Origin of the sequence: Desulfomonile tiedjei, from assembly GCA_016212925.1 — a bacterium.
GTDB lineage: Bacteria > Desulfobacterota > Desulfomonilia > Desulfomonilales > Desulfomonilaceae > JACRDF01.
Genome location: JACRDF010000010.1, coordinates 329,063 through 351,029, shown reverse-complemented (window position 1 = coordinate 351,029; position 21,967 = coordinate 329,063). Strand labels below are relative to the sequence as shown.

Sequence of the window (21,967 nt, the reverse complement as noted above, 5' to 3'; positions counted from 1 at the left end):
ACCCATTCCGCTATGACTACAAGTAGAAGCATTTTTTGTGCCAAGACGTGCGGCGGGACAGCAAAACACTAAATTAACTGTAATACTATTGTGTTATGTGTGCTATGCGTTATCGTTCTTTCTTCTATCAATACCGAATATTGACCGGTAAGTGTCCTAAAATCGGACACCCAACAGCCAAAAAAACCTTAGGCTATTACTTTCAATATGTTACGCGTCTGAAAATCACACAGGGGTTACGGCTTTGTCATACACCCGGCAATAAAACGCGACTACCCATCCCTGGTGGCGATCGGCCTAAGTCGCAGAGAAAGAAGCGCTCCAAGGACGGAGACTGTCAAAGCAAGAAGGAACGACCACCTGAAGGTTTGCGTGACGTCCGCCAAATAACCGCCGATCCAAGGCCCGAGGGCCTGTCCAATTCCAAAAAAAAGTGTAACGAATCCCAAGCCCGCGGGCGCCAACCTCGGGCCCACATAGTCCCCTGCCGCTGCAGCCATGATCGTGGGTATGCTCCAGGCCGTCAAACCGAACACAACCGCGGACAAGTAGAATCCGGTCTTTGCTGTCCACAAGGCGAAAATCCCATACGCCACCCCAAGGACAACGTAAGCCAGGGCCGCGCCTCGGCCGCGGCCCAGTTTGTCTGACAAACTGCCCCACAGCACCCCGCAAAAGATGCTTAGCCCGCCGACGAGAGCCCAAAGCGCCCCTGCCTCGGCCCCGCTTAGTTTCATCTCTTTGATCAAATATCCGGCAAAAAAGGTCGCATAGATTGGGTACGAGAAGCCGTACATGAAGTATACGAGCCCCAGGAACCAAACCGCGGGCATCTTGTAGACGCTTCCCCAGTCAAGCGGGGCCACAATAGGCTTGGGAGATCCGGGATTCCCGGATGTGTGCTTCGCGCCCACCTGATGGAGCCCCAGATCTTCAGGCCTGTTACGGACCAGCAACGCGGCAATTGCCGCGATCACCAGGACCGCGCCGCCCATGCAATACCAAGCCAGTCGCCACCCTTCCGTTCCGTACGCATTCAGGATAACAGGGACGACAAATCCCGCTATCATCGTACCGCCGCCGATGCCTGCCGACACTATCCCCGTGGCGAAACCGCGGCGCTCAACGGAAAACCAGGCCGACCCCAAAGCCATGGCCGGAACGTAAGCAGCCCCGTTGCCTAATCCCGTCATCAACCTCATTGCAAACGCGAACCCAAACGCCTCGGCAAACCCGGTGAGGATCATAGTTATTCCCATCAGCACCAAGGCCAACGCGATCACCACACGAGCCCCGAACCTGGCTGCGAGGAAGCCCCCCACCAAGGCCATGAGCAGATAGCCCACAAAGTTTCCTGTGGCGAGCTGTCCCAGTTGGGTGTAGTTGAAATGTAACCCGTCCTTCATGGCCGGCAAGATCACGGTGTAGGACATGCGGCCGAAACCGTGAGCGCCGATGGTCACCAACAACCCGGCAAAAACCACAACCCAACCATAGTGGAATCTGTTGTTTCCCATGCCTCGTCACACCTTCTGTTCGCGTTATACCGAGTTTCGCTCAGACAAGAATGTCGCCAGCAGAACCTTCTTGTAACAAAAGTTTCTCGGTGCTGCCTTCCAGATACTTCTATGTCGTGTGCTCCGGCCAGTTTTCGCTAACAACGGGAGCTGCCCAGCGAGCATGATACAGAAGTTTTTGGAGAGGGGTGCGGGGAGTCCCGCGTCCCGCGGGATTACAAAAAAGTTCTCCCCGCAGTTTCTGCTTCACTCGGCCGCTTTTCTGGCCCGCGCGACGGAACGGGCCATCCGGTCCAGCTTGAAAACCGTGGTGAACTCCATGTTCTTGCTGATCCATAGCTTCTTGTTGATTACTGAATCGGTGATAGCCCCTCTGTAAGAGAGGCCGTCGAGAAGAGTTCGAGGATCGTCGCATACCATGACGAAATCCAAAGTGAGTGGCTCCATTTCTTCTACTTCGATGTTTCCGTCGTCAATCGCTATCACGAACTGACCGCCTCTGGTCTTGACCAGGATGTTGCGCTTCCAGTCCGCAATATCCTTACGGGCTCGATCGTTTGAATTCATTTGAGATATCACACTCTTGATCTCGCCAAAGACTTGGCGGAAAATCGCCTGATCCTGCTCGGAGGCCGAGGGAATCTCGGGCTCTACAGGAGCTTCCCAATCGATCTCCGATTCCTGGAGCCCTTCTTTGTTAATCTGTTCGGGCGAAAGTTCCGAAGCAGGCACGCAAAAGACGTCCGTCACGTCACCGATTCTCTTGTCTCGGAAAACCAGCTTGACTTCCGTTCCTTTCCGGATCATCCCCGGTACGAGAATGCCTGTCGTGGTGTACAAATTCACGCTCATAGCCGTGTCCGCTCCCCGGAAAACGACCCTGCCCCTTCCGTAGGGCGCCATGTGCTGAAACAGAGCGGTGGCGAAGTAGGTGATGGGTGGGGTGCTGTTCATAACTCCTGTCTGTTCCACCTCGACCGATTCGGTGGGGGCGAAGTCGCAATCGGGGCAATGAGTTAGAAAGGGCGGCACCCTCACCAGGCCGCATTTGGAGCACTTGCACCCCAGCAACTTCTTCCGGTCTCGCAATCCAAGAAAGAACGCGGAGAATTCGCCTCTGGTTCTCCTGTAGAAGGTGTACATCGTGTCATTGGCTATAAGATACCTTTGGCCGTCAATGGTTTCGGTGTGCGCTCCCACCTCGGGTATGAATTTCGACGGAATGATTTTATCTTTTCGGTCGCTCATCGTGTCGCCCCCTCCGGTTACTGGAGTTCCAGGGTGATGCAGCAGGTGTATTGCGCCACAGTGCTGCCCGTTCCATGAACTAACGCCGTCCCGCGGCCCCTTTCAATCAATTGATTTCGGGCCGACCATGCCGACATGATGTTGCTTGCGCCCACAGCGTGGCCGCAGTAGATCAAGCCCCCGCAACGGTTGACCACATACTTGCCGCCGGGCGTCATAAGTCCCTCTTCCACCAAGGAGTCCGCCCTACCGAGCGGCACCAGGCCGAACTCGGCCATGCTGATTTCCAATTGATGAACAAACGCGTCGTGAAGCTCCACCACTTCGATGGCCCGTGGGGGATCGGTTATACCTGCCATCTCGTAGGCTCGCCGTGAACCGTAATAGTCCGACATGATGCGGGCCATGTCTTTCTGGTTCTTCCCCGCGAATGAGTGCTCATTGGCCTCGCCGAGCCCCGTGAGCCATACCACCGGTTTGCCGCTGTTCCTTGAGATGGCAAGGGCGGTTTCTTCCTCGGCCAGGATTAGCGCAGCGGCCCCTTCGGAGTAAACGCATATCTCCAACTCTCTGAACGGATAGACCACCATTCTGGAGTTCATCACCTCTTCGCGCGTCACCTGGTCATGCTGCCGCTGGGCAAGGGGGTTGTCTTTTGCGTACTCGCTCAAAATCGAGGAGATCTGTGCGGTAATCTCCGGTTTGAGATCTCCCGGATGTTCGTCCATATAGGCCAAGACCACTTCCGCGTAACTGTCCGACGCTGACCAGCCTATAGATTGTTCAAAGAAGCTGTCTCCCGACCATCCGATGGATTTAATGACCTCGGGAGTGGCTGACATGGAAGAGAAGTCGAAGCAGTCCGTGGCTTTTTCGACACCCAGCACCAGGGCGGTCTTGAAGCGCCCCGCTGCGAGATAGGCATGAGCAGCGGAAATCGTGTATGCCCCTGTGGCGCCCCCGGTGCTTATCCGCGTGCCGAACTTGTTCTGCATTCCGCACAAACCGTGTATCGCGTGCTCCGGAATGGCGGCCCTCTCGAAAATATCGTTGTAAATCCCGTAGAATGCGGCGTCCACATCTCGGATGGAAATCACGGCATCTTGAACGGCTTCCCGTGTGGCCATTTGCGCAAGTTCGTAATAGGTTTTCTCTCTCCAAGTCGCCTTGAACGGCGTTACAGCGGCTCCGACGATACCGACTCTTCCGGCCATGATACTGTCCTTCCTCCTTTCCCATTCAAGGAGCGAACATTGCTCCTAACCGGCCAAACTGCATGAACTCGGCATAAGCGGGAGGGGATTCCACGACCTTCCGCCCGCGTCCCAGGGACTTAATGCTCACTATCCTTCGCGTTTTGGACTTGACTTATATGATCCATCATATTTTTCTGATACACAATCACATTCTTTGGACCGGTGCGCGGGACAGTCAGCTGTCAGGAGGTAGCTTATGAAGAAGTCAATCGGCGCCAAAACAGTAGTCTATCCAACTCCGGTATTTGTCGTGGGCACTTACGACAAGAATGGCAAACCTAATGTAATGACCGTGGCCTGGGGGGGAATTTGTTCTTCCGCGCCCCCATGCGTCTCCATTTCGGTTCGAGAAGCCACGCATACATATGGTAATCTTATGGAACAGAAGGCCTTTACCATAAGCCTCCCCTCGGAATCGTACGTAGTGCACGCGGACTATTTCGGCATGGCTTCAGGAAGGCACGAGGACAAGTTCGCGGCAGCGGGACTTACTCCGGTCAAAAGCGATTTGGTGAACGCTCCCTATGTCGGAGAATTTCCCATTGTCCTGGAATGCAAGGTGATTCACCAACACAAGATCGGCTTGCATACTCAGTTTATCGGCGAAATTGTCGACATCAAAGTGGATGAAGAGGGATTGACGGAAAAGGGAACGGACATAAGCAAAATCAGACCCATCTTGTGGGCTCCGGACGATCTGGGATATTACGGAATAGGCAAATTGCTGGGGAAGGCTTTCTCCATAGGTAAGGCACTTTTGGGCCGCTGAGACAGTCTGCAACCGAATTGACATGTTCGTGCTCCAGCCTGACTAAAATAGCAAGGCTACGGGAATTCTCTTCGCGGAGGTCAAGAATCTTGCCGGTCATTTCACCGTCCAGTTACCGTGCACCTATGATGTTCTCGAATCCTCATGTGCAGACAATATTCCCCTCACTGTTGCGAAGGGTCGCCGGAGTCGTCTATTCGAGAAGCAGAATTGACACTCCGGATGGTGATTTCCTTGATCTTGACACCTCGACCGTGGGCTCGGAAAAGGCCGTGATAGTTTTGCACGGGCTCGAGGGGGATTCAACACGCTCCTACGTGCTTGGCATGGTGAAGGCACTCAACAAAAATGGCTGGGACGCTGTTGCCATGAACTTCAGAGGGTGCAGCGGGGAGTGCAACAAGACCCTGCGTTTTTACCACAGCGGCGACACAGGAGATTTGGCGACCGTCATTTCTCATGTATCGGCCCAGGGAAAATATTCGGAGATTGCGCTGGTGGGATTCAGCCTTGGAGGGAACGTTGTCTTGAAGTACTTGGGTGAGCGCGGTGCCGGCGTGCCGGCTATCATCCGAAGGGCCGCAGCGATTTCCGTGCCCTGCGACCTGACTTCCGGGTCGGTCAAATTAGCCGAGCCGAGCAATCGCCTATATATGAAACGCTTCCTGAGGATGCTCCGCAAGAAGATCCGAATGAAAATGGCTGCCATGCCCGGACTCATCAGCGATGACGGGTACGAAACAGTGAAGAGCTTCAAGGAATTCGACGACCGATACACCGCGCCCGCGCATGGCTTTCAGAATGCCGAGGACTATTGGGAAAAAGCGTCGAGCAAGCCGTTTTTCGCGGCCGTTTCCGTTCCCACGCTTTTGATCAATGCCGCGGATGATCCGTTCTTGTCCAAGCAGTGCTTTCCGACAGACGAGGCCCAAGCGAGCCCTCTTCTCTTCCTGGAGGTCCCTGATCACGGCGGTCACGTCGGTTTTGTGACATTCAATCGAAGCGGAGAATACTGGACGGAATCCAGAGTGGTATCTTTCCTGAACGGCCATGGATAGTGGTGCGAAGGTAATAGCTTGTTGCAGGGTCAGTTTGGACTGCAAGGTCGAGTTGAAATGCCATTTCGCCCTAGTGTTCCGCAAATAGCTTCCAAATCACTGGGCTGGGCAGCACGCGAGTCAGTGTCATGGCGAGGCGCGAAGTGAACGAAGCAATCTGATCTTCGGTGGGACCGGCATCTTGCCGGTCATTCAAACTGACAGGCGAGACGCCTGCCCCACTTGAGGAGATTGCTTCGGGCTGCGCTTTTGCAATGAGAAATTTTGGGCTAAGTCTCTACCCCGCGTGGTTAATGGCAACGCTGGTACCCAAAAAAGCTCCGGTTTCCCTGTCATATACGTCCGGTACGCGGTATAAAGTATCATGCTGCAACCTTCTCATCCTCAACACCTGCCCTCAATTTGGTTGGAACGGCTCCCGGCGCCCCTGCGTCGTTTGGCCGAGCAAAAGAGCATTTTTCGGGAATACGCGGCCGGTGAAGTTATAAAGGGCCAGGGGAATAGCGACGATGAAATTCGCTATGTCCTTTCAGGCGAAGCCAGCCTGGTGCTCCGGGATGACAATGATGAACGCATCTCCGTGGATGTCATAGGGCCTGGGGAAATCTTCGGCGAGGTAAGTTTCTTCACCGGTCTTCCATGGGCCTCGGACGCGGAACTGGTGGCAGGTGAAACCTGCCGTTTGCTGGAGATCTCGGCAGAGGACTTCGAGACGGCACTGCGGGAAGATCCTGACTTTACAATTAACTTGGTTAAAAACCTGGCGCGCAAAGTGATGCGTCTGGACCGAAGCATCTTTAAGAGCAAGCTGAAGAGACGGGCGCTTCAGTCACTGATCAGCCGCCGAGATCACGTTTACCCCGAATACTTCATGGGGGATTACGTGCGCCGACGTGTCGCGGCACGCGTGGAGGAGTTGGCAAAGGCAGACAGCCCGGTTCTTATCTGCGGCGAAAACGGGGTGGGTAAAGAAGGTGTGGCTCACTCCATATTCAGAAAGAGCCATCAGTGCAAAGAAGTCTTTTTACAGGTGGACCTTCTAGGCGACAGAGCGGAAGGCGCAGACGAGGGTTGGCTGGCTGAAACCCCGGAGCAGAATCAAGACCTCACCGAGAGTCAGCACCGCCTGTTTTTTGGCTCAGAAGAGCCAGCTCGAGACGGAGGAACCAAAGAGACCCCTGGATACTTCGAGTTGACCGATGGCGGCACCCTTCTTGTCCGAGGCGCGGATCAGCTTACGCCGATGATGCAAATCCGGCTTCTCGAAGCCGCGGTTACCGAGGCTTTTCGCAGACAGGGCGCGGTCAGGCAGCAAAAGGCAAAGGTGAGGCTGATATGCACGACCCGGCTTCCCTCGTCAGAGATCGCGCTTGAACGCCATCCGCTGCTTTATGGGCTGTTGGAGCACTCCATCATAATTCCTCCCCTGCGAACCCGGCGAAAAGAAATTCCGGTTCTTGTCAAACGTTACGTGAGCAAGTACAGCCACGAACTACGCCGGGACGAGGTGAAACTCCCCGAAGAAACCCTCAAGACCCTGGTTAATTATGCGTGGCCCGGAAACGACCTGGAACTCGCCACGACCATGAAACGGGCCATACTGGTTTCGAATGACGGATTGCTCAGGCCCGAAGACATCCAATTCCATCTGAAAAGAGTTGAGGGCAAAGGCAAGTTCAACCTGCTCAGGTTCCGTACAATAAAACAGGCGCTAATGAGCCCGCTTTTCCCCGCCATTCTCCAGAGTGCAGCGACTCCTTTTTTGTTTATAGTGCTCGCGTTCCTATTCCTGGGACCGTCCGATCCCTTGAAGAACCCGGCCGCGCTTTTCAGTTGGGCTGTCGGGTGGCCGATACTAATAGTCGGAGCGTTCGTTTGGGCTCGCTTCTGGTGCTCTCTCTGCCCGATCGGGACCGTCGGTAACCTGGCCAAAAAGATTATATCGTTCGACAGGCCGTTCCCGGTCTTTCTCAAGAATCACAGTGACTTTCTCATCGCTGGGGCCGTTCTTTTCATAATCTGGATGGAGACAGCCACCGACATCAGAGAGTCTCCCGCGGGCCTGGGCATATTGCTGCTGGTGATGCTCGGCTCCGCGATCATAACCTCGGTCCTCTACGAGCGACAATCGTGGTGCCTTTACCTGTGCGGTCTCGGCGGGATGATAGGCGTGCTGGCCAAAACGGCCCTTGTGGAGCTTCGAGCGGACAGGAACGTGTGCATCTCCCAGTGCGGGTCGAACGAGTGCTATTTGGGTACGGACACTCTCGAAGGTTGCCCCTTCGGGCATGCGGGCCCAAGGCTTCACAGCAATCGACTTTGCAGCCTTTGTTCATCGTGCGTCAAAAACTGTCCCCACGGAGCGATCAATCTGAACCTTCGTGTGCCGGCTCGGGAAATCTGGGAATTACGTCCTCCCACTACAGGAACGGCATTCCTGGTAATAGGGCTGATCGGTGGACTCCTCAGCGAGATGTCAAGCAAGACGGATTTGTATATCCATTTGACGGGATTGCTGCCTTTGCCAAAGATCGCAGGATTTACAATAGTCTTCGTCGCGCTTTTGCTGCTGGTAAACCTTATGCTGATCTGTGCGGCGGCGATCTCCAGCCGGGTGTACGGAGACGCTTTCCAGGAGAACTACTCCAGATTCGGTCTGGCCCTGCTGCCTCTGACATTGACTTCTTTTATGGCGTTTCACCTGTATTATTTTGTGAATCTCGGGGTGCAGTTGCCCATTTTGGTCAGTCACAATTTCGATTTCGAAATTCTCCGTCATCTGATAATAACAGTACCTGCGGATCTCACGCACCTGATGCAGCGACTTCTTATCTGGGCGGGATTGGCCTGGACCATTGTCGTCATTTATCAGATTGGACGAAGGCAGGACGAAAAGGTGGCTCGCGCGTTGGCGGGATTGCTTCCCCATGCTGCATTGGCGGTGATCTTGACCTTGATGCTTTTGAGAGCCATTAGCTCCTTCTTTTATGCAGCATAAATATGGTCGAAATAATACGCTTTAGAACCCTCGGCTTCGATGAAACAATGATTTCGGCGTGGAATGCCCCCCCCTTTTTCCAATGCCGTCAGAGCAAAAGGTTGCCGCACGCTCCCCCGGTGGGGAAAGATAAGGCGAGGAGGGATGTGGGGGTCGCCAAGTGAACAATTCCGAACAGTTACCGGGTGTCACCATTTTTGTCCGAATCACATCCGGCACATTGTTCAAATCAATCTATTTGACACCACCTGTGCCAACAACAACATTACGGCGGGCACAGCCCGCCCTACGGGAAACGCGTCCCCTCGAATCGTAGGGCGGGCCGTGCCCGCCGATGGTTGCCGGCAACGGACTCGACTGGACCACATCATCGGACAGTGAATTTGGCAATTCCTATATTGTTGGAAAGGCGGAACAGAGTGTCATAATTATTGAACGATCCAAACCATCATCCGAACCGGGACCTTAGTAGGGTTGATTATTCATCTTCCACTGAATACCATTTCTTACAAGGTAATTGTTTTAAGGAGGTGCCAAATGAGAGGGTCGAGACTATATGTTGTTGCGCCCCTATTGATGCTTGTCGCCTTGGGAGTTATCTTCACGCTTACGGAAGACACTGCACGCGCGGACGACCCGGATTCATTCGTAGAAGCTGCGTGCCACGGGCATTTGGATGTAGTGAAGCTTTTCTTGGAACAGGGGACGGACATAAACGCCAAGCAAAAACAGGGAGTGACGGCGCTGATGTGTGCAACGGTCTACGGCCATCGAGAGATCGTTGAATTCCTCCTCAACCAAGGAGCGAAGGTGAATGAAATAGACGAGACCCAGGAAACGGCATTGCTCAAGGCGGCATGCAAAGGGCGGATAGACCTAGTAAATCTGCTTCTGGGAAAGGGAGCCGACGTGAACGCGGTGGATCGCAACGGCATTACCCCGCTCATGTGCGCCAGCTTCGGCGGGCACATCGGCGTAGTGGAATCCCTGCTTGAAAAAGGCGTAAATCCCAACGTGGTGGACGCAACAGATGAGACGGCCTTGATTAAAGCCGCGTGTAAAGGTCATGTCGATGTGGTCAAATTGCTTTTGGCAGCAGGGTCACATGCAAGTGCCCAGACCAAAAACGGAGTGACCAGTTTGAGATGCGCTTCGGCCAACGGCCATCTTGAAGTGGTGAAATTGTTAATCGGCCGAAAAAAGTAACGACACGGGCCAACAATATATAGTCGGGAGATTTTCAATATGACGGGGAGTCATGCGCTTCCAAAGTACGCGTTTTTCTTGTCGCTTGCCTTGTTACTGTTTCTGTGGGGACAGATTGGGCTGCCCGTAGCCCATTATTTTTACGATGCCGTTGCCATAAGGGACACCGGGGTGTTCATGGCCGATATGGCGGGCAAACCCGATCCCGTGTCCAGTTTTGTCACAATGGCATTTCGCCATCATGAGGGCCTCATCCAGTTCGTTCTATTGAACCTCTACTGCTTTTTTGTCGGTGATTCATTGCCTCTGGACCCCTCGACCATGCAATTGCCGAATACGGTGCTTGCCTTCTTTGCCGCGGTACTCTGCTTTCTTATGGCAAAAAAAATGATCTCCACGCGGTTCGCCTATTGCTCCGCGGCTGTCTTCGTCCTGGGCCCCTGGCTGGCATACACCATCAGACTGCCTTGGTACTTCGATACTTTGTCATGTTTACTGCATTTCTCCACCTTTTACTTCCTCGCGGCCTTCATGATGGACCCTCAATCCACTCTTTCTAAGGTGGCCGCACCCGCATCCTTCTCGTTGTATTTGTTGAGCAGTCTGGATTGGCCTTCGTTTGTGCCCTGCCTGATATTCTTTATTCTTATGAGCGGACAATTCGGCAGGACATTAAGGAATCCTTTTAATCTGTTGCCCGCTCTTGTGGTCGGCCTGCTTATCTTCTGGCAGATCTTCCTATATCTCAAGGTTGGAAAGCCTACGCTGGGTTTTTCCCGTGCGATTTACCCGTTCTGGTCGTTCCTGGAATACATAAATGTGAATTCCCTGCAAAAGATTTGGGACAACGTGGTCTTGCCTTGGGGGCCGCAGATGCTGCTGGCGGGAATCGGAGCAGGGTTGTATCTGACCCGTCTCAGGAGTTTGTGGCTCACAGACCGGGTTCGCAGAGCGTTTTTCGATTCCATGTGCTTGTGGATTCTCGGCGCTACTCCGGCTTTGTTCGTCTCGGCCGGTTCGGCAACTTACCTGTATGTCTTGGCGATGCCTTCCGCGCTTCTCTCCGGTCTGGTTTTAGCCAGGATGCGGTATCAATTGTTGATTCCTTGCGTAGTGGCGCTGGCGATCTCCCAAGCATACTTTGTGACCGACAAGCAGTTCGCATTTGTAGGCGATAAGAAACAACGCGTCCTGGCAGCCGCCTGTTATTTGATCGAGCAAAGGCCGGACCTTCTTACCGAGGCGAGGACGCCTGTAGTGGCCGGTTTCGATGCCGCAGCGGTAACACAGTACACGAGACGTAGAAATGTGAGTATTGTTGTCGGCGCGGATTTCCCGGTGGAATATGACGCAGTAAAAGCCGAGTGTCTGGCAGTTGGCCAGTGTTCCGTCAGGGACCTGGCCGGCCAAAAAAGAAATCTGGTAAACCCGTGGTTTGTGCTGGATTCATCTCCCCTAACAGACCGCAATCCCTACAAGAACTACTGGATCGGGCTCTTGCAAGACCCGTCCATAAAGTGGATAGCGCAGTTTCGAGAACCAACAGGTGAGGTGATTTACATCGGAGAGCCACAAACCGGCTCCCATCTTTCCGCGCACGCAGCACCCGCAAAAGATGTGAACAGTCTGGCGGATGAGTACCTGAAGAAATATGACAGACTAAGCTTTCTCAAAAAGAACTTGGAATATGTTTATCACTATTGAGTAGTTGAAGTAGAGCTTCCGAAAAGTAATTTCCGGTAATTGCCATCCTGAAATTATTCCGGCCTTTAAGCCCGTTGCCAAAGGTTTTGTCCGATTCGATACCGTCATTCCGGCGAAAGCCGGAATCCAGTCTTTTCAATCCCGCGTTCCGCGCGGGACTGGACCCCGGCTTTCGCCGGGGTGACGGGTGGTGAATGAGCCATCACTTTTGGCAAGCACTATGGATCCCTGAAACCAAATCAGGTATGCCTCCCATTCCGCGACGCCGGAAATGAGGGTGGCATACCTGTTGCCGTTGCACCGAATCGTTCATTGTGCCGGCGTTCTCCGGGGCGCGTGGCCCCGGAGATACCGGATTTGGAGGATGTTTATTTTACCTCGGGAAGCGAGGCTGCCCCTTTGGTTCTTGCTTCAACTGTTGCTGTAGCATCTGTTGCTGCTGTTGCAACATCTGCTGCTGCTGCTGTTGTTGCAGTTGCAGTTGTTGCTTTGGTTGTTGCTGCAGTTGCAGTTGCTGCCTCGGCTGAATCTGGAGTTCTTTCTTTACCCCTGTCGACGGGGGCTTGAAAGTCTGCACCGTCTTGGGTGCGGCAAACGTCGGAAGTCTGGTCACCTGAGGCGTGAATGTAGGAACCCTGGTCTGGAGCAGAGGCAACGTTGGTGCCATCGTAACCGGAGGTGTGAATGTAGGCACCCGAGTCTGGATAGGCATCAGCGTTGGTGTCAATGTCACCGGCGGCGTCAAGGTCGGTATCGTCGGCAGCGACGTCGGCAGCGTGGGTGGAGGCGTTGGCGGCATGATCGTCGGTATCGTCGGCAGCGACGTCGGTAATGTAGGCGTAAATGTGGGTAACGTGGTTATGAACGTGGGTAACGTGGGCGTAAACGTGGGCAGCGTTACCACCGTCGGAAACGTCGGGACGAATGTCGGCAAGGTTACCACCGTCGGGAACGTCGGCACCAGGGTCGCCAACGTGCCCACGAGCGTCGGTACCGTCGTCGGCGGCACGATAGAAGGCAACGTCGGGAACAAGGTTATCGGTGGAATAAAAGTGGGGAACAGCGTCGGGAACGTCGCCAACGTCGGGGTGGTTGGGGTCGTCGGCACCGCCGTCAGCAGTGTTGTCAACGTAGGAAACGTAAACAACGTCGGAATGGTCGGAATTGTAAAGAAGGTGGGGAACGTCGGAAGCGTTGCCAAAGTCAGTATCGTCGGGAACGTTGGCACCGTGATAAACGTCGGGAACGTAGGCAACGTGAATATGGTCGGCAACGTAAAGACGGTCGGAAATGTAAGCACGGTGAAAAGGGTCGGGACCGTCGGCAACGTAACCAGCGTGGGGAAAGTAAATAGGGTCGGAATAGTAATGGGAGTGGCCAACGTCAAGGGCGTGGGAAACGTTGGGGTGGTTGGTGTCGTAGGGGTCGTCGGCGTTGTCGGCGTTGTGGGTGTGGTTGGCGTCGTCGGGACCGTCGGCCAGGTCGGCCACGTTGGGACAAACGGCGGATAGTAAGGCGGAATCCAAGGGAAGAATGGTTCCGGATAGAAGAAGTCTTCTATGTCCACAGAAACATCATAGTCGTATGGCGGAGGAGAAACCGGAAAAGACGGGGCCTGGCAAGAGGGAACGTCTCTCGGCAGAGTATTCGGGATCGTGGTACGGTCAATCAACTGCCTCATGATGTCGGGGGAAACTCCCATCACCCGCGAGGGCACCTTGTCCCGCTCGACAATAACCATTTGACACGATCTCAAGAGGCGATCTTGAGCGTATTGAGGATCAATATGGGTGACACGAATTTCACCCCAGATGCAGGTAATAACGGTCCGGTTGGCATCGACCGCTTCGACTATGTAATCGGTCCGCTGTCCCGTAGGCATCACCTGCACGATCGCAGTGGGCGAGAAGACAGTGAATTGATTCGGGGCATTCAAGGTCTTAATAAAGCGTATGATGCCCTGAGGGACTTGGGCGGCAAACGTATACGAATCGGGCTGCGCTTCAAAGCCTGCAACTACGAGGGCCGAAACGCGGCCCATTGAAATGTCACTTTCGTTAGGGGCGGCGCCTTTCATCCAGAGCTTGCTGTCCCCGGGGTCGGTGGCCAGGGAGTCGCCGACATTCACCGGTTCCCCTTGTTGGGCCGGTTGAAATCCCTGACCGGCATGCTGAATTAGGCCGGTCCCTTGAACCGCCATTACTACGCCGGCGGGATCAGTCGCCCATGAAGGTGAAAAACCAACAAAGCTCAGCAAAGCAATTCCGAGCCAGATTCCAAAAGCCCTCCGGCGCGTCGTGGTAGTCATTTGCCAGCCCTCCTAAGGGTGTTGCTGTTTTTCTCGAAACCGAGAATCAATTTGTTAACAGGCAGTTAACAGGGTTATGGTTCCAGGTCATACTATTTCCCAATTTAAAAGCCATTACGGCTGGATGTACATGCCCCCCCGGTCTCCTTACCGGACGACAAAACAATAATGCTCTTCTTTGGCTGTCTTCATGGGCAATGAACAAACATTTCAAGTCCGCGGCAACGGTTCAATAAAACTAATTCGTGATTTCTTCCGGGGTACGCTAAAAGAATGTTTCCAAGCGCCCCTTCTGGTTGTCAATCGCTAAGGAATGACCGAATGAAATAACCAATGCCTAACAAAAGGCCTCAAATTGACCATTAATCATACTATTGTACTTTATAAATGCCTGCCTCGAACGTGTCAAGAAAAATGCTTCAATTCTTGACATGGGTTGCCCAAGGGGTTTGTTGGACCCATTCTTAATACAAGAAGTGTCACCCACCGCCTTCATCAAGTGGGAAGACAAGGAGGCAGACGATGAGGATATTCACAGTATTGTTGATGGTAGTGGCTCTCGGAGTTTGGGGCACCGGCGCGACAGCCGTCGACATGAACCGCGTGGAAGGGCCTAGGATCTGGAAATGCATGCAGGACTACCAAAGAATGGACCAGACAACTCGGGATAAAATGCAGCCCGGGCAAACTGGAACGGTGTACCTGCCGCTCCCTACTGACATACGGAGGGCCTGTCAACTTGTGCCCTCGGATGCGGGCTAGGAGATGCTTGCGAGGACGCTCCTTTGGGATGCCGACCCGTTCTTCGGGCACCTAACGCTGAGCAGAGTTACTGGAGCCGGTTTTGTCACTTTGAACAGGGAACGTTGCGCGTAAATTCAATAGGTACCGCCTCTTTTGGACGTTGGCTTCCACGCCGAGCCGAATTGCCTACTGTTTCAAAGCCCGGCTCATATTATTATGTGCTGCGGCAAATTGGGGATCCATGGTAATCGCTTTCTTGTATTGCTCGATCGCGCCGGCCACATCGCCGGATTTCTTGAGTGCCACCCCCAGATTGTTGCACGCAATAGCTGAGTTCGAATCAATTTCGAGAACTCTCCTGTATTGTTCTATGGCCTGTTTCAAGTCTCCGGTCTTTTCAAGGGCAACACCAAGATTGTTATGGGCGTTGACAAGGCCCGGCTCGATTTCGATGGCCCGACGATAATGAACGATCGCTTCCTGCAACTTGCCGGATTTCTTTAGCGCGAGTCCCAGCAGGTTGTGAAGCATCGCGAAATTGGGTTCCAGTCGTACGGCGGCTCTGTATTCCTTCAGCGCTTCCTCAAGGTTTCCTGAGTATTCGTGCGCAAGAGCGAGATCCCCGTGAGCGGCTGCCAGCGAAGGGTTGAGTTCCACAGCCTTGCTGTAGTTCTTCAAAGCTTCCGTCAAGTTACCTGATTCCGCCATTAGACGGCCCAATTTGTGATGGAGGTCTGCTGAATTGGGTTCGATCTCGAGCGCCTTCTTGAATTGTTCGCCGGCCTCCGACGAATACCCGGCCTCATAGTACACGGCGCCCAGATTCACATAAGCCGATGCCAACCGCGGATCGAGTTGGAGGGCTTTCCAAAATTCCTCTGCGGCCGCTCGCAAATTCCCCGTCTTTTTCAATGCAAGCCCCAGGGTCTGATAAGATGTTGCAGCCCACGGGTCAACCTCGATGGCCTTCTTGTATTCTTCTATGGCCCCCTGTAAATCCCCCATGTATTCTCGAATCGACCCTAGGCTCAAGCGAACGTCCGGATGGTGGGGCTCGATTTCCAGGGCCATTTTGTATGGTTCCATCGCGTCCGAAAACTTGCCCGTGCCCGACAAAGCAACGCCCAAGCCGATCAAGCCCGCTGCCGCTCTCATGGGTTGGCTAGCGAAGGCCTTAGCGAATCGCTCAGCTGCCAGGTTCACTTCTTCGGTCTTTTCAACAGGACTTGGTATGGCTGCGGCTTTCGAAAAGAGTTCGAGGGCCTCTTTGTATTTCTTGGCCCCTACCAATGTAGCCATGTTATTCATCGCTATGTCCAGGTAGGGAACCATTTCCAACTCTTCCGAATACGACGGCAGTCTAGATGACGGATTGTTCCAGAACGAGTCCGGGCTCCAGCTCTTGGCCTGGGAATAGGTCACCACAGCGAACAGGACCAGCACCACCGAAGAACCTCCTGCCATGGCCACTTTCAAAGGCCTTTCCGGCAGCCTCGCGGCGGCCCAGGCGTTGAGAGCCAACATTGCCCCACCCAAAACCAGCAAGACGCCAAACATGGGCAAAATAGCCCTGTAACTGAAAAAGAGGTACTGCGGAATGAGCAGAGATTCCGGCAACAGAGCAACGACGTAAAATAGTATGCCGAAAGCAATCAAGGGCTTCTTGCGGGCCAGCACAATACTCATCCCCAAAAGAGAGATCCAGCCCAGGCACGCCAGGAGCGTAGTAGGGGGAGTGAGAATTGACTTGGAAACAATCTCCGGTCTCATGAATTCCAGGTCGTACGGAACCAGGATCATTGCCAGATAAGAAAACAGGGTCCGAGCTTCCGTCAGTGCCACGTGGACCGGAGAGGTCCCGGCGTAAGTGTAATGCTCGGCAATTCTCGCGAAAACCCCTTTTCCAATTTCGCTAGTCGACGCGTGGAGATAATGTGTAACCAGTAGATAACTCACCGCAACAGGGACCACGATGGCTGCAATGGGCAGAGCCCTTTTGATCAGACCTCTGAGGCCCTGGCCGAACAGTACTAGTTCCGCGAGGATCAACATTGCGGGAAAGGTCACGACATTTTCTTTGCTCAGCATTCCGGCCAGGAAAAGAAGTGCGGCACAGGCGTAGGCAGCGATTTCATGCCGGAAGCGTCCTGAGCGAGCGGCCAAATATACCGCCAGTCCTGCAAAATAGAAGAAGCAGGCCATAATGGCTTCCCGCTGCCAAACATACAAAACCACATAGCTTTGCAGAGGATGGACCACGAACAGCAAGCCTAACAGAATGCTGACGGCCAGCTTTTCCTGCCTCGTCCCGGGCACTCTAAGTCCTTGGATTCCGAAAATAGTCGCTGCCAGCAGCACCAAGGCCAATCCCGCTCCGGCCAAGAGCAGTATGTTTCCCACGCGAAAATAGAAAGGTTCCATACCCGTCACGAGGTGATTAAGATACAAAGTCGTCAGGAACAGCGGCCGCGCGGGCACTATGCTTATCAGCTTGAGGACCTCATGCTGGGCAAACAACGAGGCCTTGCCTTGGATAAAATAGGAACTGTCGTAAACCATGGGTGAATGAAAGCCCGGGAGATGCAAGCCAAACCCGATGGCCGCAAACATCAAGAAAATCAGGAGGAGTACAGATACCGTTACCCAGGGACTACGGCTGACCAGGAAGCTATCCGCGCCGTCCACTGATCCCATATTTCTTTGTTCCTCTGGATTGCTCAATTACGCTCTCTCCTTTCGGCTGATCTGCTAAATTCTCACGCACTGCCGGAAGCGGGCATAAGGTTGGGGTTGCTCGCGGCAGATTCGGCTCTTTCGCTTGCCGTCACACAAATTTAATTCTCAAAGCGGCAATTGCCGCCATCCTCAAGAGAAGCAGTCCGTGCATCCAGCGCCGGATGTTGGTGTCGCCATAACGGCGGTTACGATAACGAACGGGAAGGTCGAGAATAGCCAGGTTCAATTTCACCGCCCCGAGAATAAGGTCAAAATCTCCGAATGGATCAAGGGTCCCGAAATAGGAACGATTCTCGGCTATCATTTTGTAATGTTCCGCCCACAGGACTTTGGTCCCGCACAATGTGTCCTTTATCGGCTGTCCCAACAGCCATGAAAAGCCGAGACTGAAAAGCTTGTTCCCTACCAGATTGAAAAAGCGCATGGCCTCATCTTGCATCGGATAAACAAGACGCACGCCATTGACAAATTCGCCCTTCGAGGAAACCAGGGCATCATAAAAACGGGGCAGATCTTCGGGCGGAACCGTAAGATCGGCATCGAGAATCATCAGAATGTCACCGGCCGCCTCGGTGAACCCCAGCCTCACAGCGTCTCCCTTGCCCTCGCCTGTCTGCCTGAAGAGCTTGCATCGACGATGCGGATACGTGGCTATAGTCTTTTCAATCGTGGCAAAGGTATCGTCCTTGGAATGTCCTTCCACGAACACCAGTTCAGTGCCGCGCCCCATTTCGGGCACTCTCTCAAAGATCTCCGCGATATTGCCGGCCTCATTCCTTGCAGGCACTATCACCGAGACCAGCGGCTGTTCGATATCACTTTCCGCCAGTCCATTGGGCCGAGCGATCACGAAATTCGTCAGGGCCAGGAATCTGAACGGCCATATTTTCACCAGGAACCTATTGCAGAAGGGCTGGACCACGGGGATGTCGATCGGACACAGTATCTCGCTCCAATGCCTGACCACTTGGAAATCCGCCAGCTTAAGCAGTTGCGTGATGTCGTCCACCGTCAGCCAGTTTTGATTTAATGTGGGCCTCGCAAGTTTCAGCGATTCCGTAGCGGCAAGCGGCAGCTCCCAAAGGCGGCTGTAGCTGTTGACAATCACTCTGGTATGTCTGTGCGAGATTGCTCGGAGCTGCCCGAATGCTTCCTGAACATCCCAGAGGTCGTTCACCAGGTCGGAGAGGATAATAACGTCAAAAGGCCCTTTCACAGGCAATTCATGTCCGTCTGCAAGGACGAAGTGCAGCTCGGGGTAACGCGCGGCAGCGGCTCTGATCATTCCCTGCGAAAAATCCACCCCCACGCCCACCGAGGGTTTGAGCGCTGCCAGTAAATCCCCGTATGAGCATCCGATTTCAATTACGCGTTGCCCGGGCAGAACCAGGCCTTGAAAAATCTGTTCCACTCTCGTGTGGTAGAATCCGCCCCACTTTCTGTCGGTCCCCATTTTGTTCCAGACCGAGTCCCAGTGGAGCCGCCGGCTCTCAGTATACGCGGCCTTTTCTATGTCCATAAACGGCAAGCCTCGACGTAGGATCAATTCCATTATAATCAATTAACTCCACTGTATAGCATATCAGCCTCAGGTTAGAAAATCCAGTTTTGAAGATCTACTTTTGGGAATCATTCACTTACGTGCGAGAGCGTCACCCATGCCCCGAAGGGGCAGCCCGACGGTAGCCACGCGCGTAAGCCCGTGGAGAATGGCCCACACAATCATTTGGATCTCCGGCCCTGGAGGGGTCGACCATGAATGTGAGTTGGACTTCGGGATTGGTCGCCCCCTCCAGGGCCGGAGATCCAGGGCTGTGGCAGTGCTTCCGGTCCACGGGTTACACCCGTGGCTACCACTGGTACGCCCCTTCAGGGCTCAGAATCCTTTCTACCCCCGCAAGACCGAATGCTTACCTACCTTGGTGGGTGGTTGTACCAGGTGCCACAATTCCTCACCTTTTGTATAGCGCCCGCTCTAATAGAACCGACCGAACCAACTGACTTGTGTCCGAAAAATGTGCCGGCACGGAGGAACTGTCTCAAAACTAATGGATACGTGGGAATGGTCCTACGCGGCGGGTAGCCCGGACGTTACTACGTCCGGGTCGCGAAGCGACAGGAGGTCTGGTGGCCGAACAAATATTTGAACCTGCTATATTCATCAATGAATCCATTGCAGTATCACAGGTCCAGACCTCTTGTGCCTGCGGCACCCGGAGGCAGTAGCCTCCGGGCTACCCACCATGGGCCGCTGGGGTTCAATTCGTAGCACGATCTGAACCTTTCTCCGACTTCTGAGACAGCCTTCTCGAAGTGCGCCGTACACGAGCCTCCTGCACTTGAGGGTTTTGAGACAGTTTCCGGAGGCCGCGACGTACCAATTTCCAAAGGACGCATTTCGTAGTCGCACACTATTCTTGACGCTCGCTTTATAACCGTGCACAGCCGTGGTAGCTTAACTTTTCTCTGTCTTGTCTCAGGTAAAATGGTATATCGCCACCTCTCCGACGGCCGCAGGACCGCCATTGACCTGCGCTCCCATGGAGTGTAGTATTCACCCGTTAAATGTGGTGGAACTGTAACTTTTTCAGCCTGTTTTCCACCGTCAAATTGAAAGGACTCAAGAATGGCTCAGACCGAATCCGGGGCCCCTCCCCCGGAAGATAGTCCGGGAATCGGCGGCGATCCGACGGAGCACGGGGCATCCGAGCCGGAGGAAGAACCCATAGCATTCCTGGATAGATTGATAGCATTTTTCATAGTCATTGGCCCCTGGTCTCTCTTAATTGTGGAAGTGCAGGAACTTCTGGGAAACAGGATCTCGGATTGGACGCACAATATGATCTTGCTGGCCGCTATTGTCATCTTTCTGCTGGTAGTGGGCTATCTTTCCAAGTGGGTGTTCCGGTTCCGCAAGAAATGGCACGGCTAGTCGGGGTCGCTTTGCCTTGTCTTCGGGGGCGCGGGCCGCGCGTACTGCTGGAAAAGCGAATTGATATTGGTGAGACCATTTGTCAGTCATGAGCTGACTCGTCAGGGGGGCTCCATGGAATTGCGCAAACTGTTCGGCGACAGAGACAAGAACCGGCGCCCAACGATCGTCGAAAGCAGGATCCGTGCTGCACAAATCTCACAGCTATATTCCCAGTCCTTACCGGGTCTGGTCGGCGCGATTTTGAGCGCAGTGGTCCTGACTGCTGCTCTCCGGCAAGCTGTCCCGTGGTCGCATTTGTTGACATGGTTGGGCTGTTACACGGTGGCCCAACTACCGCGTTACGGCCTCATAGCCGGGTTCCGTAAGGCCCGCCCCGTCGGCGACGCGGCCGCAGTATGGGGCAAATGGTTTGGCATCACTACAGTGGCATCGGGACTGATTTGGGGCTTGGCCGGTATCTTCCTTTACCCTAAAGATTCTCTGGTGCATCAATTTCTCATCGCCCTGTTTCTGACCGGGATCGCATCAGCCGCCGCTGTAGTTTATTCCCCCAGTTTGCCCACTTGCGTGCTCACCGTTCTCGCAGAGTTGTGTCCCCTGTCCGGGAGATTCCTGTACGAAGGGGACGATGTTCACGTTGTTATGGGAACTGTAATTCCTCTGTTTGCACTGGTGCTGGTGATGACCGGCAAGAGTGTGCATCAACTTCATGCAGATTCGTTGCGACTGGGCTTTGAAAACAGCGATCTGGTCGATTCGCTGATCTTACAGAACACCACGAGTGACGAACTCAATAGATGTCTCAAGGAGGAGATCGGCGAGCGTCAAAAAGCCGAGGAATCTCTGAAGGCCTCTTTAGATGAGAAAGTGGTGCTCCTTCGCGAAATCCATCACCGAGTCAAGAACAACCTTCAGGTTATATCGAGCTTACTGAGGCTTCAGTCCAGACATATTCGCGATGAACACTACAAGTTGATGTTCTTGGAGAGTCAAAACCGCCTCGAAGCAATGGTCCTGATCCATGAACTTTTGTACCGGTCGAAGGATCTGGCCAAGATCGACTTGAACGGGTACATAAAAAGCCTTGTGAACCTCCTCCCCTCCTCGTTCGGGATCGGCCGCGGCCAGGTACAATTCACGACTGAAGTCGCGCCTGTATCCATGTCGGTCGATACTGCTATTCCTTGTGGCCTCATAACCAACGAGCTTGTGTCGAATTGCCTGAAGCACGCGTTTCCTGACGGCAGAAGCGGGACGGTGAGAATCCTGTTGGGCTCAAGCGACAATACTTTTCAGCTAATCGTTTCGGACAACGGCGTCGGGCTTTCCCCGGACCTCGATTTTCAGAGTGCGCAAACCCTGGGCTTACGCCTTGTCAACACTTTGGTGAAGCAGCTTCAGGGGGACCTTCAGATCCGTCGCTCGGGCGGAACGGAATTTGCCATAGAGTTCAGAGAGATTAGTTCCGCGAGGCCCTCTTGAGGCGAA

General features: G+C 53.9%; 16 protein-coding genes. 11 read left to right on the top strand and 5 right to left on the bottom strand.

Features of this window, described 5'->3' with window-relative positions; genetic code table 11:
• Window positions 1–272 precede the first annotated feature (272 nt).
• From HY913_05690 to HY913_05680, 3 genes are all read right to left on the bottom strand, one after another.
• Window positions 273–1,517 (bottom strand): MFS transporter, encoded by a 1,245-nt coding sequence (locus tag HY913_05690; protein MBI4962753.1) that lies wholly within the window; start codon window positions 1,515–1,517, stop codon window positions 273–275.
• A 246-nt stretch (window positions 1,518–1,763) separates the two neighbouring features.
• On the bottom strand, window positions 1,764–2,765 hold the full coding sequence (locus tag HY913_05685) for a hypothetical protein (GenBank protein MBI4962752.1): 1,002 nt from the start codon (window positions 2,763–2,765) through the stop codon (window positions 1,764–1,766).
• A 17-nt stretch (window positions 2,766–2,782) separates the two neighbouring features.
• Entirely contained in the window at window positions 2,783–3,979 is a 1,197-nt protein-coding gene (locus HY913_05680) for a thiolase family protein (GenBank protein ID MBI4962751.1), read from the bottom strand.
• 238 nt (window positions 3,980–4,217) lie between these two features.
• Between HY913_05680 and HY913_05675 the strand changes: the two genes are divergently transcribed.
• From HY913_05675 to HY913_05635, 9 genes are all read left to right on the top strand, one after another.
• The gene (locus HY913_05675) at window positions 4,218–4,790 is read left to right on the top strand and encodes a flavin reductase family protein (protein MBI4962750.1); all 573 of its coding nucleotides are present in this window, start codon (window positions 4,218–4,220) and stop codon (window positions 4,788–4,790) included.
• A gap of 89 nt (window positions 4,791–4,879) precedes the next feature.
• Window positions 4,880–5,848, top strand: a complete 969-nt coding sequence (locus HY913_05670; protein ID MBI4962749.1) for an alpha/beta fold hydrolase — start codon at window positions 4,880–4,882, stop codon at window positions 5,846–5,848.
• Window positions 5,849–6,212: 364 nt separating this feature from the next.
• Window positions 6,213–8,846 carry a sigma 54-interacting transcriptional regulator gene (locus HY913_05665; GenBank protein MBI4962748.1) on the top strand — a complete coding sequence of 878 codons (2,634 nt, stop codon included), beginning with the start codon at window positions 6,213–6,215 and terminating at the stop codon, window positions 8,844–8,846.
• Between the two features lie 537 nt (window positions 8,847–9,383).
• Complete coding sequence (locus HY913_05660) at window positions 9,384–10,052, top strand: ankyrin repeat domain-containing protein (GenBank protein MBI4962747.1); 669 nt, start codon at window positions 9,384–9,386, stop codon at window positions 10,050–10,052.
• A 39-nt stretch (window positions 10,053–10,091) separates the two neighbouring features.
• Window positions 10,092–11,756, top strand: a complete 1,665-nt coding sequence (locus HY913_05655) for a hypothetical protein (protein MBI4962746.1) — start codon at window positions 10,092–10,094, stop codon at window positions 11,754–11,756.
• 357 nt (window positions 11,757–12,113) lie between these two features.
• Complete coding sequence (locus HY913_05650; GenBank protein MBI4962745.1) at window positions 12,114–12,323, top strand: hypothetical protein; 210 nt, start codon at window positions 12,114–12,116, stop codon at window positions 12,321–12,323.
• 113 nt (window positions 12,324–12,436) lie between these two features.
• The gene (locus HY913_05645; protein ID MBI4962744.1) at window positions 12,437–13,267 is read left to right on the top strand and encodes a hypothetical protein; all 831 of its coding nucleotides are present in this window, start codon (window positions 12,437–12,439) and stop codon (window positions 13,265–13,267) included.
• A 254-nt stretch (window positions 13,268–13,521) separates the two neighbouring features.
• A complete protein-coding gene (locus tag HY913_05640; GenBank protein ID MBI4962743.1) occupies window positions 13,522–13,800 on the top strand; it encodes a hypothetical protein in 279 nt (92 codons plus the stop codon).
• A 786-nt stretch (window positions 13,801–14,586) separates the two neighbouring features.
• A complete protein-coding gene (locus HY913_05635) occupies window positions 14,587–14,826 on the top strand; it encodes a hypothetical protein (protein MBI4962742.1) in 240 nt (79 codons plus the stop codon).
• Window positions 14,827–14,994: 168 nt separating this feature from the next.
• Here the strand turns inward: HY913_05635 and HY913_05630 are convergent, their stop codons facing one another.
• Together HY913_05630 and HY913_05625 are read right to left on the bottom strand one after the other, a co-directional pair.
• Window positions 14,995–17,529, bottom strand: coding sequence for a tetratricopeptide repeat protein (locus tag HY913_05630; protein ID MBI4962741.1), 2,535 nt, complete (start codon window positions 17,527–17,529; stop codon window positions 14,995–14,997).
• 103 nt (window positions 17,530–17,632) lie between these two features.
• Complete coding sequence (locus tag HY913_05625; protein ID MBI4962740.1) at window positions 17,633–19,096, bottom strand: glycosyltransferase; 1,464 nt, start codon at window positions 19,094–19,096, stop codon at window positions 17,633–17,635.
• A 1,074-nt stretch (window positions 19,097–20,170) separates the two neighbouring features.
• Here HY913_05625 and HY913_05620 point away from each other — a divergent pair.
• Together HY913_05620 and HY913_05615 are read left to right on the top strand one after the other, a co-directional pair.
• Window positions 20,171–20,476 carry a hypothetical protein gene (locus HY913_05620; protein MBI4962739.1) on the top strand — a complete coding sequence of 102 codons (306 nt, stop codon included), beginning with the start codon at window positions 20,171–20,173 and terminating at the stop codon, window positions 20,474–20,476.
• A 114-nt stretch (window positions 20,477–20,590) separates the two neighbouring features.
• Entirely contained in the window at window positions 20,591–21,961 is a 1,371-nt protein-coding gene (locus tag HY913_05615; protein ID MBI4962738.1) for a hypothetical protein, read from the top strand.
• The last annotated feature ends 6 nt before the right edge of the window (window positions 21,962–21,967 follow it).

Bases quoted from the DNA above. Each gene is read 5' to 3' on its own strand.
- HY913_05690 (MBI4962753.1), bottom strand. From the start codon at position 1,517: ATGGGAAACAACAGATTCCACTATGGTTGGGTTGTGGTTTTTGCCGGG.
- HY913_05625 (MBI4962740.1), bottom strand. From the start codon at position 19,096: ATGGAATTGATCCTACGTCGAGGCTTGCCGTTTATGGACATAGAAAAG.
- HY913_05680 (MBI4962751.1), bottom strand. From the start codon at position 3,979: ATGGCCGGAAGAGTCGGTATCGTCGGAGCCGCTGTAACGCCGTTCAAG.
- HY913_05685 (MBI4962752.1), bottom strand. From the start codon at position 2,765: ATGAGCGACCGAAAAGATAAAATCATTCCGTCGAAATTCATACCCGAG.
- HY913_05675 (MBI4962750.1), top strand. From the start codon at position 4,218: ATGAAGAAGTCAATCGGCGCCAAAACAGTAGTCTATCCAACTCCGGTA.
- HY913_05635 (MBI4962742.1), top strand. From the start codon at position 14,587: ATGAGGATATTCACAGTATTGTTGATGGTAGTGGCTCTCGGAGTTTGG.
- HY913_05655 (MBI4962746.1), top strand. From the start codon at position 10,092: ATGACGGGGAGTCATGCGCTTCCAAAGTACGCGTTTTTCTTGTCGCTT.
- HY913_05620 (MBI4962739.1), top strand. From the start codon at position 20,171: ATGGCTCAGACCGAATCCGGGGCCCCTCCCCCGGAAGATAGTCCGGGA.
- HY913_05665 (MBI4962748.1), top strand. From the start codon at position 6,213: ATGCTGCAACCTTCTCATCCTCAACACCTGCCCTCAATTTGGTTGGAA.
- HY913_05660 (MBI4962747.1), top strand. From the start codon at position 9,384: ATGAGAGGGTCGAGACTATATGTTGTTGCGCCCCTATTGATGCTTGTC.
- HY913_05615 (MBI4962738.1), top strand. From the start codon at position 20,591: ATGGAATTGCGCAAACTGTTCGGCGACAGAGACAAGAACCGGCGCCCA.